Origin of the sequence: Cellulomonas chitinilytica (assembly GCF_016862675.1) — a bacterium.
Classification (GTDB): Bacteria; Actinomycetota; Actinomycetes; order Actinomycetales; family Cellulomonadaceae; genus Cellulomonas; species Cellulomonas chitinilytica.
The window spans coordinates 437,970-454,715 of record NZ_BONK01000001.1 but is presented as its reverse complement, the minus strand read 5'-3'; the positions used below and the strand labels follow the sequence as shown (position 1 = coordinate 454,715).

The window sequence follows — 16,746 nt, the reverse complement described above, 5'->3', positions numbered from 1 at the left end:
GCGCACACACCACCATCGCCTCGTCCGCGCGTCGTCGTGCGGGCGCCTGCACCTGGGAGTCACCGTGTCCGACGTCAAGCTCACCGCCACCGCCCGTACCGAGTTCGGCAAGGGTGCCGCGCGCCGTCTGCGCCGTGCCGACCAGATCCCCGCCGTCCTCTACGGCCACGGCTCGGACCCGCTGCACGTCTCCCTCCCGGGCCACGACACCTTCCTGGCGCTCAAGCACGCCAACGCCCTGTTCGAGATCGAGCTCGACGGCAAGACCACCCTCGCGATCGCCAAGGACGTCCAGCGCGAGCCGGTCAAGAACGTCATCGAGCACGTCGACCTGCTCATCGTGAAGAAGGGCGAGAAGGTCGCCGTCGACGTGCAGGTGCACGTGGTCGGCGAGTCCGCTCCCGGCACGATCCACGTCGTCGAGGCGCAGACGCTGTCGCTCGAGGCCGAGGCGACGAACCTGCCGTCCGAGATCGAGGTCTCCATCGAGGGCCTCGAGGGCGGTTCGACGGTCCACGCCGGCGACGTCGCGCTCCCCGCCGGCACCGCGCTGCTGACCGACCCCGAGTCGATCGTCGTCGCGATCTCGGTCCCGCACGCCAGCGCCGATGACCTGGCCGCCGAGGAGGCCGCCTCCGAGCTGGCCGCGGCGCAGTCGGCTGCGGCGCACGCCGACGAGGCCTGAGCACCCCCGTACGTCCCGCCGGCGCCCGGTACCGTTCACGCGGTGCCGGGCGTCTGCCGTTCCCCGGACACACCTCGACCCCTCGGAGGCACCGCGATGACCGACGGACCCTGGCTCGTCGTCGGGCTCGGCAACCCGGGCCCGCAGTACGCGGGCAACCGGCACAACGTCGGCCAGATGGTGCTCGACGAGCTGGCCCGACGCACGGGTGCGACGTTCGGCGGCCGCTCGGGCGGGCTGCTGCACCGTCGCCCGCAGGCGGCGGTCGCGGAGGCTCGTCTCGGGGTGCTGCCCGGTGGAGCCCCGGGGCCGCGGGTCGTGCTGGCGAAGCCGGCGACGTTCATGAACGTCTCGGGTGGTCCGGTCGCGGCGCTGGCGAAGTACTACGACGTGCCGCTCGAGCGGATCGTGCTGGTGCACGACGAGCTCGACATCCCGTTCGCGGACGTCCGGCTCAAGCGCGGGGGCGGCGAGGGCGGGCACAACGGCCTGCGCGACACGTCGAAGGCGCTCGGCACGAAGGACTACGTGCGGGTCCGGGTCGGCATCGGCCGGCCGCCGGGCCGCACGGACCCGGCCGACTTCGTGCTGAAGGACTTCGCGAAGGCGGAGCTGAAGGACCTGCCGTGGCTCGTGGACCGGGCCGCGGACGCGGTCGAGGCGGTTCTCGTCGAGGGGCTCGAGCCGGCCCAGCAGCGGTTCCACACGAAGGCCTGACGGCGCCCGCCCCCGCGGTGCGCATGCCCGTCCTGGCTCGCGGAACGTGCGACGGCGCCGTCCGGGGAGCTCCCGGGCGGCGCCGTCGACGGTGCGCGGTGGCGGTGGTCAGCTGCCCTTGTGGACGGTGACGACCTTGCCGTCGGTGTACGTGTTGCCGGACAGGCTGAGCACCGCGGCGGTGGTGTCGGGGGCGATGATCGCGCAGTCCTTCACGCGGGTGCCGCGGCCGAACACGTTGCCCTTGAACACGAGGCCCGCCGCCGGGCCGCGGCCCTGCTCGGCGATGTTCACGCTGCAGCCGCCGCCGTCGATCCAGTTGCCGGACACGACGGTGTTCGAGATCGGGCCCAGACCGGGGGAGTACATCAGCGCGGCGTTGTAGGCGCCGTTGATGGTGTTCCCGACGACCTGGATGTTGCTGCCCTTCTGGATCTGGATGTTGTCGTCGTGCGTCCCGTCCTTCTGGTCGGGGGCGGTGTCGTAGTGCAGGTTGTCGTGCAGCCAGGACGACTCGACGCGCACATTGTCGCCGGTGATGCGCACCGAGTCGATGACGTCGTGGATGTTCGTCCGGCGCACCGTGAGGTTGAACCCGCGCACACCGTCGATCCAGTACGACGGCGCCGCGGCGAACACCTCGGAGTTCTCGATGGTCAGCGAGCCTGTCGGGGAGTCCTGGATCACGAGGCTGCGTCCCTGCGTGACGGCGTACCCGCGGATCACGGAGTTGCGGATCGTCACGTTGGCCGCGGACACCTGGACGAACCCGTGGACGTCGAGCGAGTCGACGACGGTGCCCGGCTCGGTGATGCGCAGGTCGCCCTCGTGCACGGTGAGCTTCGTGCCCGCGGGCACGCCCGTGTTCGTCGCGCCCGGCTTGGCGCTGGTGGTCGGCGTCGCGGTCGGAGTCGGGGTCGCCGTCGGCTTCGGCGTGGTGGTCGGCTTGGGCGTGGTGGTCGGCTTCGGGGTCGCCGTGGCGGTGGGGGTCGGCGTCGCTGTCGGGGTCGGCGCCGCGGTCTTCGTGGGCGTCGGGGTCGCCGACCCGGACCCGGTGGCTGCGGGGGCGACGACCCAGCCGAGGACCTCGGGCGCGATGCGGGTGCTGGCACCGGCGTTCACGAGGGTGACGGTCTTGCCGCCGGTGCCGCCGAGCGAGACGACGGCGTCGCCGTACGCCGCGGCGCCGGGCGACGCGGTGAGCAGCGACGTCGCGCGGCAGCCGGTGGACGCGGACGTGCCCGGGCACAGGGCGACGACGCTGGGGCGCCAGGCCCCGGTCGCGCGGACGCGCAGGTGCACCGCGGTGGCGCCGCTGGGCGGCGAGAGCGTGAGCGTGGTCGTGCCGGTCGGTCCGAGGACCTTGGCGGGCACGGCGACGGCGGTGGCGGACTCCTGCAGGCGTCCGCCCGTGGGGTTCGTCGACGCGCGCACGTAGAAGCCGTCGACGTCGACGTCGAGCGTCGCGGTGCCGCCGAGGTTGAACAGCTGGACCTGGTTGCCGGCGCTGCCGCCGAGGGGGACGACGACGGACGACTGGCGCGCCCGCTGCGCGTGCGGGTTGAGCGCGGTGGTGCCGGAGCAGCTCGGCGACGCCCCGGCGGCGCAGGCGGCGACGTTGGTGGACGTCGCTCCGGCGGCGGAGGTGAGGCGGAGCTCGACGGCGGTCGCACCGGCGGGCACGGACGGGAGCGTGACGACGGTCGTGCCGCGGTCGGTGAGCGTGGTGGCGGTCGCGACGCGGCGGGGCTCGGTCGGGACGTACAGCGAGTTCGCCGGCGACGAGGCCTTGCTCGTGTCGACGGTGTACCCGCGCAGGTCCGCGTAGACCTTCGCGGCCGCGGTGGAGACGAGGGTGACCCGGGGGTCGGCGGTGGTGACCGGGACGGACACGGTCAGGGTGCCGAGCTCGTCGGTGGACGTCTTCAGGGTGGTGCCGGTGCAGGAGCGGGCGGTCCCGGCGCACACGGACACCTCGGTAGGGGTGCCGCCGGCCGACGCGGTCACCTGCAGCGTCGCGGCGGTCGCCCCGACGGGCACGTCCGACAGCGTGACGGTGGTGGCGGCGCCGGCTGCCAGCGTCGTGCCCTTGAGGACGCGCACGGGGTCGGCCGGCCGGAAGGCGGTGACGGGGGCGGAGCTGGCGTTGGTGGCGACGAGCCCGGTGAGGACGACGGCGAGGCCGCTCGTGAGCGCGACGAGCGCGGACAGGTGACGTGGGCGGCGTACGGAGTGTCGTCCTCGCACGGGGCCTCCAGGGGAGAGGTAGCAGGTGTCACATCGGCTCCGGAGGGCGGTGGAGATGAGCCGAGGCGTGCCGCCACCCTAGGAGATTTCACCCGTACGGCCGAACATCGGATGATTCGGACCGTCCGTTATCACTTCGTGACACGCTCTGACCTGCAGGTGTGCGAGTTGAACGGTTGTCCCGGATGCTGAGACAGATTCAGCGGCCGAGCCGGCTCGCGAGCGACGTCCGGGTGCGGCGCACGAGGGTCAGCGCGCGTGGCGGGAGGTCGCGCACCTGCTGCCGTCGGCGCTGCCGGTCGTGGTCCTCGCGCAGCCGTCGCAGCAGGTCCGCGCCCTCGGCCCGGTCCGCGACGAGCCCCCGCTCGGCCCAGAACGCCCCGAGCACGTCCCGCGCCTCCGCGTCGAGCGCCGGGACGGCGTCCCGGTGCACGCCGAAGACCGGGGAGCCCGCCGCCGACGCGATGACCGCCCGCACACCGTCCGCGGTCGCGGCCCGCGGCCACACCACGGGGTTGACGTCGTCGGTCAGCTCGTAGAGCCGGTCGAGCGTGCCGTCGCGCCGCAGGAGCCACCCGGCGTACAGGAAGAACTCGGTGAGCTCCTGCGACACGAACTCGCGGGCGAACGACCGGCCGGACCGCGCCTCGACGTCCGCGACCATCTCCCGGACCACCGCGGTGTCCAGCGTGAACGGCGTGACGGTCGCCGCGAACCGGTCGACGTGCGCAGCGGGGTCGAGCCCCAGGTAGGTGAGGACGCGCTCGAGCGAGCCGCGCAGCGGGTGCTCGCGGTAGCTGTAGCCCCGCACGCGGATGCGGCCGTCGGGCGCCTCGAAGAACGACGCGGGCGGCGGTGCGACGAGGTGGTTCTTCGCGTCGAGCGTGACGTAGCGGGAAGTCTCCACGAGGCGGGCGACGGCCAGCTTGAGGACCTGCTGGCTCCGCCAGCCCGAGACCGTCGGGAGCGCGCACACGTCGTCGGGGCGCAGGATCCGCACCTGCGGCGCCCACGGACCGTAGGCGTCGAGCAGCGTCTGCGGGGTGCGCAGGCCGCGGCGGGTGTTGTCGAGGACGACGACCTCGCGCGCGGCGTCGGTGGGAAGGTGCACCGCGAACGACCGGGCCTGGAGGTGGAGCAGCGCGAGCTCCGCCTCGAACACGGGGGTCACGAACGTCAGCGGCTCCACAGGTGCCCTCTCGGCCGGTCGGGGGATGCGGCGGAGCATAGCGGGCACGCGACGAGGGCAGGGACGACGACGGGCCCGTCCCCGCACGAGGCGAGGACGGGCCCGGTCGAGGGCGGGTCAGCCCTTCTTGACGACGACGGCCTTGCCGTCGGTGTGCACGTTGTTCGTGTACGTGGTGACCGCCGTGGTGGTGGCGGGGGAGATCACGGCGCAGGTCTTGCGGCTGTCCGTGCCGAACGTGTTGTTCGTGAACTTCAGGCCCTGGATCGCGCCCTTGCCCGACTCGGCGATGTTGATCGTGCAGGCGCCGCCGCCGAAGTAGTTCTTGTCCATCGTGACGTTCGAGACGATGCCCGAGCCCTGCGTGAACATCATGGCCGCGTTGTAGGCGCCCTCGATGCGGTTGCCGACGATCGAGATGTTGTTGCCCTTGACGATCTGGATGTTGTCGTCGTGGGTGCCGTCGGAGTGCGACGGGTCGTTGTCGTAGTGCAGCGTGTCGTGCAGCCACGACGACTCGAGCGTCACGTTGTCGCCGTAGATGTGCATCGTGTCGATGACCGAGTGGATGTTGAGCCGCTTCGCGGTGATGTTGCTGCCGCGCAGGCCGTCGACGTACCAGTTGGGCGTCGCGTTGTAGAGCTCGGAGTCCTCGATGGTGAGCGAGCCGGTCGACTCGGACGTGACGAGGCCCTGGGCGGTGGTCGTCGAGACGCCGCGGACCACCGAGTTGCGGATGGTGACGTCCTTCGCCTTGACCTTGACGAACCCGCGGATGTCGAGGCCGTCGATGACGGTGCCCGGCTGCGTGATCGTGAGGTTGCCGTTGTAGACGGTCAGCTTGGTGCCGGCCGGGACGCCGGTGTTGGTGGCGTCGGGCGTGACGGTGCCGGGGGCCGGGATCTGGCGGTCGACCTCGCGCGGGGCGGTGGTGGGACCGGCCCACACGTCGGCGTAGCGGCCGACCGTCTCGCCGGACAGCTTGGGCGAGTACGTGGTGAACGCGATGCCGCCGGCGGTCTGCAGCGCCGCGGTGGTGTCGGTCGTGGCGACGGTCCAGTCGGCGGGCTGGGCGGTGCCGACGGGCCAGACCTTGGCGCGCAGGTCGGTGGTGCCGGTGCCGGTCGCCTGGAAGCGGACCTGGAGGTCGTTGCCGGGGGTCATCGACAGCGGGGTGGCGGACTGGGCGATGATCTTCGCGCCGGTGGCGTCGACCCGCACGATCGAGACGACGGTCTTGCCGTCGCCGGAGACCTTGAGCTTCACGCGGTAGCCGGACGTGTCGTCGATGGCGCGGCCGACGACGTACAGGTCGAACGTGCCGTTGGCCGGCTTCGACGCGATGCCGACGCGGGCCTGCACCTCGGTGTCGGTGCTCGGCGCCGCGGCGAGGCGCGCCGTGTAGTTGCCGCCCGCGGCGGGCATCGTCATGGTGCCGTAGCCGTTCGCGACGTTGAACGCGGCGGCGTTGCCGGCGGCGGTCCACGCGCCGCCCGTCGCGGTGGTGCCCCAGCCGCCGGCCGCCGTGCGGCCGAACGAGTCGACCACGTACGGCTGCAGGCCGGCGTCCGCGCTCGGCGACATCGCCGTCGCGGAGTCCGCGGCGCTCCAGGCGGAGGCCGACGTGGTGCCGATGGCGACGAGGCCGAGCGCGAGGGCGCCGGTGCCGGCTGCGGTGAGCATGCGACGGGCGGGGGAGCGGTGGCCGGGGTGACGGCGCGCTGAAGACACGGATGTTCCTCCTGGTTGGGGGGTGCTGGTCCGCGGCCGACCCATGAGCCCCCTCGGGGCCGGCGTGCCGGGCATTTGTTCGCCCGTGCTGCGATGTGTCCAGTATACGCATGCGTGTATACACGCATGCGTGGGTACAAAGTCCCCGGTTTCCGGCCGTTCCTCCCTCTGGGGGAGAACCAGGGTGAAATCGGGCAAGTAGGGACGGAACCGGACGAACAGCGCGCTAGCCTCCGAAGAACCGCCACAAACTTCACGTCCGCGTCGCTTGGGGGACACATGACGCTCACGGCAGACCGGGGAGGACTCGACCCGACGTTCGAGCGCGAACGTCGAGCCCGCTCCCGCGAGCCCCGCAGGTCCTGGGCCTCGCCGCAGCCGTTCGTGTCTCGGCCGACCCCCTACAACGGGCCCGGTCAGCGCGCCCACCGGTGGTCCGCCCGCTCGCGCCGGTACCGCGCGCTCATCACCGTCACGGACGCGCTCGCCGCCGGCCTCGTCGCCGCGGCGCTGCTGCTCCCGCGCCTGGGCGTCGACCCGGTCGCGTTCCGCTGGTCGCTGCTCGCCGCCGTCGCGTTCCCGCTGTGCGTCGCCGTGGCGCGCGGGTACGAGACCAAGCGCCTCGGGGTCGGCGTCGAGGAGTTCCAGTCGGTCGTCGCCGGCGGTGCCGCCGTGGCCGGCCTCGTCGTGATCCTCGCCTTCAGCTTCAACGCCGACCCGCCGCGCGTCACCGTGTTCATCGGCGTCCCGCTCGCCACCGCGCTCGCCTGCGGGCTGCGCTACGTCGTGCGCAAGCGCCTGCACCACCGCCGCGAGCACGGGCTCGACATGCAGCGCACGCTCGTCACCGGATCGGTGGCGAGCGCCTCACGTGCGTCGTACGACCTCTCGGCCGCCGCCTACGAGGGCTACGAGGTCGTCGGGCTGTGCCTGCCGTCCGCGGAGGACGAGGCACCGCTCACCGACCTGCCCGTCCTCGGCGGGATCGCCGACACCGCGCAGGTCGTCGCCGACTTCGCCGTCGACGTCGTCATCGTCACGGGCAGCGTCCTGAGCGGCGACGGGCTGCGCCGCCTCGGGTGGGCGCTCGACCGGGCCGGCGCCGAGATGGTCGTGATGCCGGACCTCGTGGAGGTCGCGAGCCCGCGCCTCACGCTGCGCCCCACCGGCTCGCTCCCGCTCCTCGAGGTCGAGATCGCGCCGCCGCGCCGCCGCATGGTCGCCAAGGCGGCCATGGACTACGCGATCGCGCCGCTCGTGGTCCTCGCCTTCCTCCCGGTGGTCGCGGTGCTCGCGCTCGCCGTGCGGCTGACGACACCCGGCCCCGCGTTCTACCGGAACACCCGCGTGGGCGTCGACGGCCGTACCTTCACCATGTGGAAGCTCCGGACGATGTACGTCGACGCGGACCAGCGCCGGGCGGCCCTCGCCGCGAGCAGCGACGGCAACGGGGTCCTGTTCAAGATGCGCGACGACCCCCGCGTCACCCCGCTCGGCAGGCTCCTGCGCCGGTACTCGCTCGACGAGCTGCCGCAGCTGTGGAACGTGCTGCGCGGCGACATGTCCCTGGTCGGCCCCCGGCCGCCGCTGACCAGCGAGGTCGACGTCTACGAGGACCGCGTCCACCGGCGCCTGCGCGTCAAGCCCGGCCTCACCGGCCTGTGGCAGGTCAGCGGCCGCTCCGACCTCGACTGGACGGAGTCGGTGCGCCTCGACCTGCGGTACGCCGACAACTGGTCGGTCGGGATGGACCTCATGATCCTGTGGAAGACGGCCCGCGCGATCGTCCGACCGAGCGGCGCGTACTGAGCCGTGACCGTCGAGGCGCCGTCGACACCCGCTACCCAGCCCGTGCCTGACCCGCCGGGCTCGTCGGGCGCGTCGGGAGCGTCGTCGTCGGCGCTGCGCACCCGCGCGGCCCGCGGAGCCGTCAAGCCCGAGATCCAGGCGCTGCGCGCCGTGGCCGTGCTGCTCGTCCTGGCCTACCACGTCGCCCCGAAGGGGCTGCCCGGCGGGTACGTGGGCGTCGACGTGTTCTTCGTGATCTCCGGGTTCCTCATCACCGCGCACATCGTCAAGCCGCTGCGGCGCGGCACGTTCACCGTCGGGGGCTTCTACGCCCGGCGCGCGGTGCGCCTGCTGCCCGCGTCGCTGCTGGTCCTCGCTGTGACGCTCGCGGGCACCTGGCTGTTCGTGCCGCGCAGCCTGTGGCCGCAGTTCGGGCGGCAGATCGCGGCGAGCGCGCTGTACGTCGAGAACTGGCTGCTCGCCGGGAACGCGACCGACTACTCCGCGCCCGCCGCCGACGTCAGCCCCGTGCAGCACTTCTGGTCGCTGTCCGCCGAGGAGCAGTTCTACCTCGCGTGGCCCGCGCTCCTCGTCGTCGGCAGCCTCGTCGCCGCCCGCTGGCACCGGTGGCGCCGGGCGTACCTCGCGGTGCTCGTCCCGCTCGCCCTCGCGTCCCTCACGTGGTCGGTCGTCGCGACCGCCGGCGAGCCCGCGTCGGCCTACTTCATCACCACGACCCGCGCCTGGGAGTTCGCCGCCGGTGGCATCCTGTGGCTCGTCGTCCACCGGGCCGCGACGCTGCCCGACCCGGCGCGGGCCGCCGCGAGCTGGGCAGGCGCCGGGCTCATCGCGCTCAGCGCGTTCGCGTTCTCGTCCCGGACGCCGTTCCCCGGGTGGGCCGCCGCCGTCCCCGTGCTCGGGGCCGTGCTGGTCCTCGCCGCGGGGCTGCCGCGGGCGCGCTGGTCACCGTCCGGGCTCATGGGCTGGGCGCCCGTGCAGGCCGTGGGTGACATGTCGTACTCGCTGTACCTGTGGCACTGGCCGCTGATCGTCCTGCTCCCGTACGTCGTGGGCGCGCAGCTCGGGCTCCAGGGGCGGGTCGTCGCCGTGCTCGTCGCCGTGCCGCTCGCGTACCTGACCCGGCGGTTCGTCGAGATCCCGGTGCTCGACGCGTACCGGCCCACGAGCGGCGCGTTCTGGCGGCGGAAATCGACCGTCGGCCTCGCCGTCGCGGCCGGCATGGTGCTCGTCGCGGTGCCGGCCTTCGCGATGAACACCACCGTCCGCCACGAGCAGGTCGCCGCGTGGGACGCCCTGGACTCGGTCGTCGCGAGCCCGCCGGAGTGCTTCGGCGCCGCAGCCGTCGACGACACCGCGTGCACCGACGGCCCCGCCGACGCCGTGTTCCCCGCACCGCTCATCGGCGACCAGGACGACTTCGGCCGCATCCATGCCGGCTGCCAGGTCGGCGGCGACACCGTGACCGCGACGCCGTGCACGTTCGGCGCCCCGGACGGCACCGTGAAGATCGCGCTCGTCGGCGACTCGCACGCCGCCCAGTGGCAGCCCGCGCTCGCGGCCGTCGCCGAGCAGCGCGGCTGGCAGCTCACCACCTACCTGCGCTCCGGGTGCCCCGTCACCGCCGCGCCGCCGCAGGACCGCAGCGCCGCGTGCCGGGCGTGGGAGAAGGACGTCATCGACACCGTCGCGGACGCGGACTTCGACTACGTCTTCACGTCCGCGCTCTCCGCGACCCGCTACGGCGGCGGCGACGGCGGTGTCGCCGGGTTCGTCGACGCCTGGACGCGGATGGCCGGGTCCGGGGCGCGCGTCGTGGCCCTGCGTGACAACCCCGACCCGACCCAGGCGGGCGTCGAGAGCACCCCGGCGTGCGTCGAGGACAGGTCGGCGGCGGCGTGCGGGACCCCGCAGGACGTGAGCCTGCTGCCCGACCCGCAGGTCACCGCCGTCGAGCGGACCCCGGGTGCGGCGCTCGTCGACCTCACCGGGTACTTCTGCCAGGACGGCACGTGCCCGGCGGTCATCGGCGACGTGCTCGTCTACCACCAGGACCAGCACGTGACGATGACGTACATGAAGACGCTCGCGCCCATGCTGTCCGCCGCGATCGACGAGGCCGTCGGGCCGGTCTCGGCGTCCTGACCCCGCACCCCTCACGACCGGGGCCCCGCGTGCGCGCGGCACCGGGCGGGTCAGGCGGCGGTCGGCACCGTCTTCGCGCCGCGGCCCGACCGTGCGAGCGCCACGACCTCGACGACCTCGCGGACGTCGCGCCGGATCACCGGCACGGCGAGCCACACCAGGCCGAAGAACGCGAGCGACGCCCCGACCGCCGTCAGGAGGGCCGTCCACCGGCCGTCGACGAGCGTCGACGCGTACCAGCCGACGCCCGCGCACGCCCCGAACGCGGCGATCGTGCGCAACGCGCCCGTCAGGAGCGCCCCGAGCGGCACCGGGGTGTGCCGGGAGAGCCACCACAGGGACAGCGGCCACGCGAGCATCGGTGCCACCGCGTACCCGGCGGCGACGCCGACGACGCCCCACGTGCTGCCCACGACCACGCAGGTGATCCGGATCGCGGCCGAGACGAGGGTGTAGCGCAGCAGCACGCCCGTCAGGCCGGTCGCGAGGTACACCCAGTAGCCGACGTAGGCGAGCGTCTGGAACATCCCCGCGGCGGCGAGGAACCGGATCAGCGGGATCACACCGGTCCACTGCGGGCCGAGCAGGATCTGGGTGAGCGGCTCCGCGGCGGCGATCACGAGGCTGAGCCCGGCGACGAGCGTGTACGCGAGCGCGAGCTGTCCGCGCCGCACGAACTCGCCGAACCGGACGGTGTCTCCGCGCAGGCGGCTCAGCACCGGCAGCGCCACGGTCGTGCTCGGCGCCCGCAGCTGCGTGAGGGGCTGCATGAGCAGCGAGAACGCCCGGTTGTACAGGCCGAGGCTGACCGAGCCGAACCGCACACCGATCGTCAGGGAGTCGACGTTGTTGCTGGCGTACCCGACGAGCTGGGTGCCGAGCAGGTTCCAGCCGAACTTCAGCAGGCCCCGCATCGGGACGTCCCGGCGCGGCAGTCCCGGCAGCCAGCGCCCCAGGACGACGGCACCCGCCAGCAGGACGGCGGCCGTGGTGAGCTGCTGCACCACCAGCGCCTCGTACCCGACGCCGTTCAGGGCGAGCAGGACGGCGGCGGCGAGCGCGACGGCCGGTCCGGCGATGTCGATCGCGGCGAGCTTCGCGAACTGCATGTGCCGCGTGAGGCCCGCCCGGTACTGCGTCGCGAGGCCGTTGAGCAGGAACGTGAACGACAGCACCCGGGCGATGCCCACGAGGTCCGGCTCGTCGTACAGGTCGGCGAGCAGGGGGGCCGCGAGGAACGTCGCGAGCGTGAGGACCGCGCCGATGGCCGTGTTGAGCCAGAACAGGTTGTCGCGCTGGTGCCGGCTGAGGGTCGTCGCCTGGATCGCCGCCGACGACAGGCCGAAGTCGCGGAACAGGTCCCCGATGCCAACGACCGTGAGCACCATCGCGAGCAGGCCGTAGTCGTGCGGCGACAGCAGGTGCGCGAGCACCACCACGCCGCCGATCTGGATCGTCATCCGCACGGCCTGCCCGCCGAGCGTCACCACCGCGCCGCGGGCGGTCCGGCGACCGAGGCCCGGGATCGGGGCGATGGCGTCGGGCGCCTCGGGTGCGGGGTCGGTCATCGCGTCATCCGAGCTTGCGCAGCGCGGCCTCGGCCGGCCCGAGGGCGGCCTCGGCACGCTCGCGGACCGCGCCGACGCCGTCGAGCAGCGCGTCGTCGGCAGCGAGCCGCAGCACCTCGTCGACGGGCGCGGCGGACGTGCGCAGGTCGATCGTCGCGCGCCACCCGAGGTCGTCGAGCAGCGGCTCGAACTTGCGCGAGTACGCGAGCGGGATCGCGGGCGTCCCGACCGACAGGGCGTTCAGGCACGCGTGCATGCGTGACCCGATGACGAGCCGGGCGGACGCGACGGCCTCGCGGACGTCGGCCAGGTCCGTCGGCACGAGCACGTCGACCCCGGCGTGCCGGCGGGCGATCTCGGTCACCACGGGCACGTCGTCGTCGGTCTTCGAGGAGGACAGGACGTGGGCGAGCAGCGTGACGTGCCGCCCCTCGGCGAGCAGACCCTCGATCAGCTGCTCGACCGTGGAGCGGTACCCGCCGGCGTCGACGTGCGGCCCGGGGTTCCACAGCAGGCCGGACACGTTGAGCAGCACGTCCCGGGTGCGCTCGACGACGGGCACGGGCAGGGCGAACACGACGTCGGTGGTGAGGACGTCCGCCTCCCGGCCGAGCGCGCGGGCACCCTCGGCGCTCACGTGGTCGCGGGCCATCACGGTCGTGGCGCGGCGCAGCGTGTGCTTCGCGAGCGCGCGTCCGCGGCGGCTGCCGAACGGGCCGATCGTCTGCGGCCCCAGCACCACGGGGACGCCGGCGCGGACGGCGAGGTCGGACAGCGCCGTCATCGCCGTGAGGCGCTGCAGCCCGTAGATGTCCGCGAAGCTGTCGCCCGAGCGCGTGTCCACCACGAGGTCGTACCCCGCGAGCCACGTCTTGAGGCCGTGCCGCCCCGTGACGTGCTCGCGCAGCAGGGGACGCCACCCGCCGATCGGCACCGGCGCGGCACCGCGGCCGAAGTTCTGCAGGTCCACCTCGGCGTCCGGGAAGGCGCGCCGCACGAGCGCCGCGCTGCCGTGCGCGAGCGCACGGACACCGAGGTTGGGGGACCGGTCGTCGGCCCACAGGACGAGTGCGCGCACCGAATCCCCTCTCCGGGTGCAGGCCGGGGCGGCCCGCGCCCTCGACCCGGACGAATCTACCCAAACAGCGCGAGACCCCCCGACGGCATCCGGGTGAACTTCGTCCCGTCAGCCCGTGACCTCGTCGAGCACCCGCAGCAACCGCTGCGCGTACCGGGCGGTCGAGAACCGGTCGTGCGCGTCGTCCTCGCCCGCGCGGGCCAGCGACGCCCGCAGCCCGTCGTCGCGCAGGAGCGTCGCGACGGCCTCGGCCAGGGCCCGCGGGTCGTCCGGGGGCACCAGCAGGCCCGTGTCGCCGTCCCGCACCACCTCGGCGAGCCCCTGCGTCCGCGACGCGACGACGGGCCGGCGCGCGAGCAGCGCCTCGACGGCGGTGTTGCCGAACGGCTCGACCCGGGACGGCACGAGCACCACGTCGCTCGCGGCGAGCAGGTCCCACGTCGGGTGGACGTAGCCGAGCAGGTCGACCCGGCCGGCGAGGTCGGGCCGACCGGCGCGCTCGCGGAGCTCGTCGACGAACCACTCGTACCCCTCGAACGGGGTCCCGGCGACGGACAGGTGCACGTCGAGACCCTCGGCGGCCAGCAGCGCGACGGCCTCCACCGCGACGTCGGTGCCCTTGCGCGGCGACAGCCGCCCGACGACGGCGAGCCGCCACGGGGTCCCGGCGACGTGCGACGCGTCGGCCGGCGGGGCCGGCGGCGCGGGCACGCCGTTGTGGACCACCTCGATGCGCGCCGCGAGCCGGGGCAGGGCGCCGACGAGCACGGCCGCGGCCGCGGCGCTGTTGGCGACGACCCGGCGGGCGAGCAGCAGGGGAGCAGCCAGGCCGGCGGCGACGAGCCGACCGCCGTCCTCCGCCTCGTGGACGTGCGCGAGGACCGGCACCCCGGCGAGCCGGCCGGCGAGCGCCCACACGGGGATGGTCACCGTGTTCACGTACAGGACGTCCGGCCGCACCCGGCGCAGCCAGCGTGTCGCCCGCACGGTCGCCGTCGCGGACCGCCACAGCAGCCCCGGCAGCCGCAGGGGGTGGAGCAGCGACTTGCGCAGCACCGGGAACGAGGCGACCAGCACGTGGGCGCCGCGCGCCCGGGCGAGCGGGAGCAGCGGGCCGTCGGAGGGCAGGACCAGGTCGACGGTGCCGCCGCGCTCGACGATCGCGGTGATCGACTCGAGCAGCTGGCGGTCCGAGCCGTACAGGTCCGGCGACGGGTGTGCGACGGCGACGTGCGTCATGCGGTGGCCCCCTGGTCCTCGCGGAGACGGTCGCGGCGGTCCCGGCGGGCGTACCACAGGCCCTCCGCGGTGCCGCGGGCGGCGGCCCAGACGGGCCCGGGGGAGCGCAGCAGCTGCCGCCGGCCCCCGCGCAGCACCACCTGACGGGCGTACCCCACGGACCGCAGCGCCCACGACCGCACCGCCGGCCGGTCGAGGTTGCGGGCCGCGAACACGAGCCGGCCGCGGCAGTTGTGCCGGTAGTAGAGGTCGGACTTGCGGCGCGTGCCCGCCTGCTCCTGCGTGCCCCCGACGTCGTGCACCGCCGTCAGCCCGTGCTCGACGACGAGGCGGCCGCCGGCCGCGCGCACCCGGACGGACAGGTCGATGTCCTCCCAGTACATGAAGTACGCGTCGCTGAACCCGCCCACGCGTCCCCAGAGCTCGTCGTGCAGCGCGAGGCACGCGCCCGTCAGCCACTGCGGCGTCGGACCCACGAGGTCGAGGCGGGTGCGGGTGCGGCCGGTGGCGGTGTCGAGCGCCCCGCCCGCGAACCACACGGAGCCGTCGGGCCGCAGGATGCGGGGGCCGACCAGCGCGAGCGGGTCCCGGCGCGCCGCGTCGAGCAGCCCGCGGGCCGTCGCGGGGTCGAGCTCGAGGTCCGGGTTCACGACGAGGAACGCGTCGCACCCCAGCTCCCGGGCGCGCGCGACGCCACGGTTCACCCCCGCGCCGAAGCCGTCGTTGGCGGCCGTCACGAGCTCCCAGCCGTGCGAGTCCGCCACGCGCCGGGCGGCGTCGCGCTCCTCGTCCGTCGAGAAGTTGTCCACCACGACCACGCACGCGTCGAGCCCGTGCGCGGTCGCCGCGAGGAACCTCTCGAGGAGGGCGTGCGACCGGTGGTTGACGACGACGAGCGCGTCCACCGTCCACCTCCCCCTCGTCGGGGGCGCCGCCCGCGCCCGCAGACGTGCAGGTCGCAGGCGCCCCCCTTGTCGTCCTGGTCGGGAACTGTAACCGCCGATCGCCCGACCGGGGGAGCGGTGGGCCGGGTGATGATCGGTACGATCCGGACGTCCCCACCCCAGGAGGTGCCGTGGTCGACCCCGCCCCGACCCGCCCGCACGGGCGACCGCGCGTGCTGCAGTCGTTCGCCGAGCCCGGCCCGACCACCAACCCGCACCTCGTGCTGCTGATGCGCGCGCTGCGCCGCAGCACCGTGGTCGAGACCTTCTCGTGGCGCCGCGCGCTGCTGTCCCGGTACGACGTGCTGCACGTGCACTGGCCCGAGGTCGTCGTCACCAAGACGACGCGGCTGCGCACCCTCGCCGCGGTCGTGGCGTTCGCGGCGACGCTCGTGCGCTGCCGGCTGCGTCGCACGGCCGTCGTCCGCACCGCCCACAACGTGGCGCCGCACGAGCACCTGCCCTGGGCCACGAGCGCCGTCCTGCGGCTGTGCGACCGGACGACGACGTGGTGGATCCGCCTCAACCCGACCACGCCGCTGCCCCCGGGTGCGCGGGCGACGACCGTCCCGCTCGGCGACTACGGCGACTGGTACGCGGCCCACCCCGAGCCGTCGCCCGTCCCCGGACGGCTCGTGCACGTCGGGATCGTGCGGCCCTACAAGGGCGTCCTCGAGCTCGTCGGCGCGTTCCGCGAGATCGACGACGACGCGGTGTCCCTGCGCATCGCGGGTCGTCCGGGGTCCCCCGCGACGGCTGCGGAGGTCGCCGAGGCCGCCGCGGGAGACCCGCGCGTGCAGGTCGCGCTGCGGCACCTCGACGACGCCGAGCTGGTCGCCGAGGTCGGCGCCGGGCAGCTCGTCGTGCTGCCCTACCGGAACATGCACAACTCGGGGGCCCTGCTGCTCGCGCTCACGCTGCGCCGGCCGGTCCTCGTGCCCGCCAACCCCGTCACCGACGCGCTCGCCGACGAGGTCGGGGCGTGGTGGGTCCAGCGGTACGACGGACCGGTCACGGGAGCGGTGCTGGCGTCCGCGCTGGCCGCGGTCGCGGACGGGCCGCCCGCGCCGCCCGACCTGTCCGGTCGGGACTGGGACGTGCTCGCGGAGCGCCACCTCGACGTCTACGCCGACGCCGTCCGGGCGGCCCACGGACGGTGAGGTCAGAGGTGCCTTGACCGGCACCTTGACCGGCACCTTGACCGGCACCTTGACCGGCACTGCGACCGGTCCGCGGCGGCCGCCGTGCCTCCTCCGTCCGGGTGCCCGACGCGCGTCCCAGCAGGTCCGAGGGGGTGAAGCGCGGGCGAAAAACGTCCCGATAGGTACCGTTCGTCCGATTGCTTGGGGCACACTCGACCCGTTCACCCCAGATGCTCGGGCCCGAGGAGTCACGCC

12 protein-coding genes are annotated in these 16,746 nt (G+C 74.1%); 5 read left to right on the top strand and 7 right to left on the bottom strand.

Features of this window, described 5'->3' with window-relative positions; genetic code table 11:
• Positions 1 to 64 precede the first annotated feature (64 nt).
• Both Cch01nite_RS02095 and pth read left to right on the top strand, forming a co-directional pair.
• A complete protein-coding gene (locus Cch01nite_RS02095; RefSeq protein WP_203747880.1) occupies positions 65 to 685 on the top strand; it encodes a 50S ribosomal protein L25/general stress protein Ctc in 621 nt (206 codons plus the stop codon).
• A 96-nt stretch (positions 686 to 781) separates the two neighbouring features.
• Positions 782 to 1,402, top strand: coding sequence for an aminoacyl-tRNA hydrolase (gene pth / locus Cch01nite_RS02090; RefSeq protein WP_203747877.1), 621 nt, complete (start codon positions 782 to 784; stop codon positions 1,400 to 1,402).
• A gap of 108 nt (positions 1,403 to 1,510) precedes the next feature.
• On the opposite strand, the gene Cch01nite_RS02085 is transcribed toward pth, so the two are convergent.
• From Cch01nite_RS02085 to Cch01nite_RS02075, 3 genes are all read right to left on the bottom strand, one after another.
• Positions 1,511 to 3,649 carry a right-handed parallel beta-helix repeat-containing protein gene (locus Cch01nite_RS02085; RefSeq protein WP_203747874.1) on the bottom strand — a complete coding sequence of 713 codons (2,139 nt, stop codon included), beginning with the start codon at positions 3,647 to 3,649 and terminating at the stop codon, positions 1,511 to 1,513.
• 199 nt (positions 3,650 to 3,848) lie between these two features.
• Positions 3,849 to 4,877 carry a DUF6492 family protein gene (locus Cch01nite_RS02080; RefSeq protein WP_239069781.1) on the bottom strand — a complete coding sequence of 343 codons (1,029 nt, stop codon included), beginning with the start codon at positions 4,875 to 4,877 and terminating at the stop codon, positions 3,849 to 3,851.
• A 78-nt stretch (positions 4,878 to 4,955) separates the two neighbouring features.
• Positions 4,956 to 6,569 carry a right-handed parallel beta-helix repeat-containing protein gene (locus Cch01nite_RS02075; protein ID WP_203747868.1) on the bottom strand — a complete coding sequence of 538 codons (1,614 nt, stop codon included), beginning with the start codon at positions 6,567 to 6,569 and terminating at the stop codon, positions 4,956 to 4,958.
• Positions 6,570 to 6,953: 384 nt separating this feature from the next.
• On the opposite strand from Cch01nite_RS02075, the gene Cch01nite_RS02070 reads away from it, so the two are divergent.
• Together Cch01nite_RS02070 and Cch01nite_RS02065 are read left to right on the top strand one after the other, a co-directional pair.
• Entirely contained in the window at positions 6,954 to 8,378 is a 1,425-nt protein-coding gene (locus Cch01nite_RS02070; RefSeq protein WP_239069729.1) for a sugar transferase, read from the top strand.
• A 42-nt stretch (positions 8,379 to 8,420) separates the two neighbouring features.
• Complete coding sequence (locus Cch01nite_RS02065) at positions 8,421 to 10,520, top strand: acyltransferase family protein (protein ID WP_203747862.1); 2,100 nt, start codon at positions 8,421 to 8,423, stop codon at positions 10,518 to 10,520.
• Between the two features lie 50 nt (positions 10,521 to 10,570).
• Here the strand turns inward: Cch01nite_RS02065 and Cch01nite_RS02060 are convergent, their stop codons facing one another.
• The 4 genes from Cch01nite_RS02060 to Cch01nite_RS02045 form a co-directional block, all read right to left on the bottom strand.
• Positions 10,571 to 12,088: a lipopolysaccharide biosynthesis protein gene (locus Cch01nite_RS02060; RefSeq protein WP_203747859.1), complete on the bottom strand. Its 1,518-nt coding sequence runs from the start codon at positions 12,086 to 12,088 to the stop codon at positions 10,571 to 10,573.
• A gap of 4 nt (positions 12,089 to 12,092) precedes the next feature.
• Complete coding sequence (locus Cch01nite_RS02055) at positions 12,093 to 13,166, bottom strand: polysaccharide pyruvyl transferase family protein (RefSeq protein WP_203747856.1); 1,074 nt, start codon at positions 13,164 to 13,166, stop codon at positions 12,093 to 12,095.
• Between the two features lie 108 nt (positions 13,167 to 13,274).
• A complete protein-coding gene (locus Cch01nite_RS02050; RefSeq protein WP_203747853.1) occupies positions 13,275 to 14,405 on the bottom strand; it encodes a glycosyltransferase family 4 protein in 1,131 nt (376 codons plus the stop codon).
• Positions 14,402 to 15,310: a glycosyltransferase gene (locus Cch01nite_RS02045; RefSeq protein ID WP_203747850.1), complete on the bottom strand. Its 909-nt coding sequence runs from the start codon at positions 15,308 to 15,310 to the stop codon at positions 14,402 to 14,404. Before Cch01nite_RS02045 ends, Cch01nite_RS02050 begins: the two co-directional genes overlap by 4 nt.
• A gap of 170 nt (positions 15,311 to 15,480) precedes the next feature.
• On the opposite strand from Cch01nite_RS02045, the gene Cch01nite_RS02040 reads away from it, so the two are divergent.
• Positions 15,481 to 16,509, top strand: a complete 1,029-nt coding sequence (locus tag Cch01nite_RS02040) for a glycosyltransferase family protein (RefSeq protein ID WP_203747847.1) — start codon at positions 15,481 to 15,483, stop codon at positions 16,507 to 16,509.
• The last annotated feature ends 237 nt before the right edge of the window (positions 16,510 to 16,746 follow it).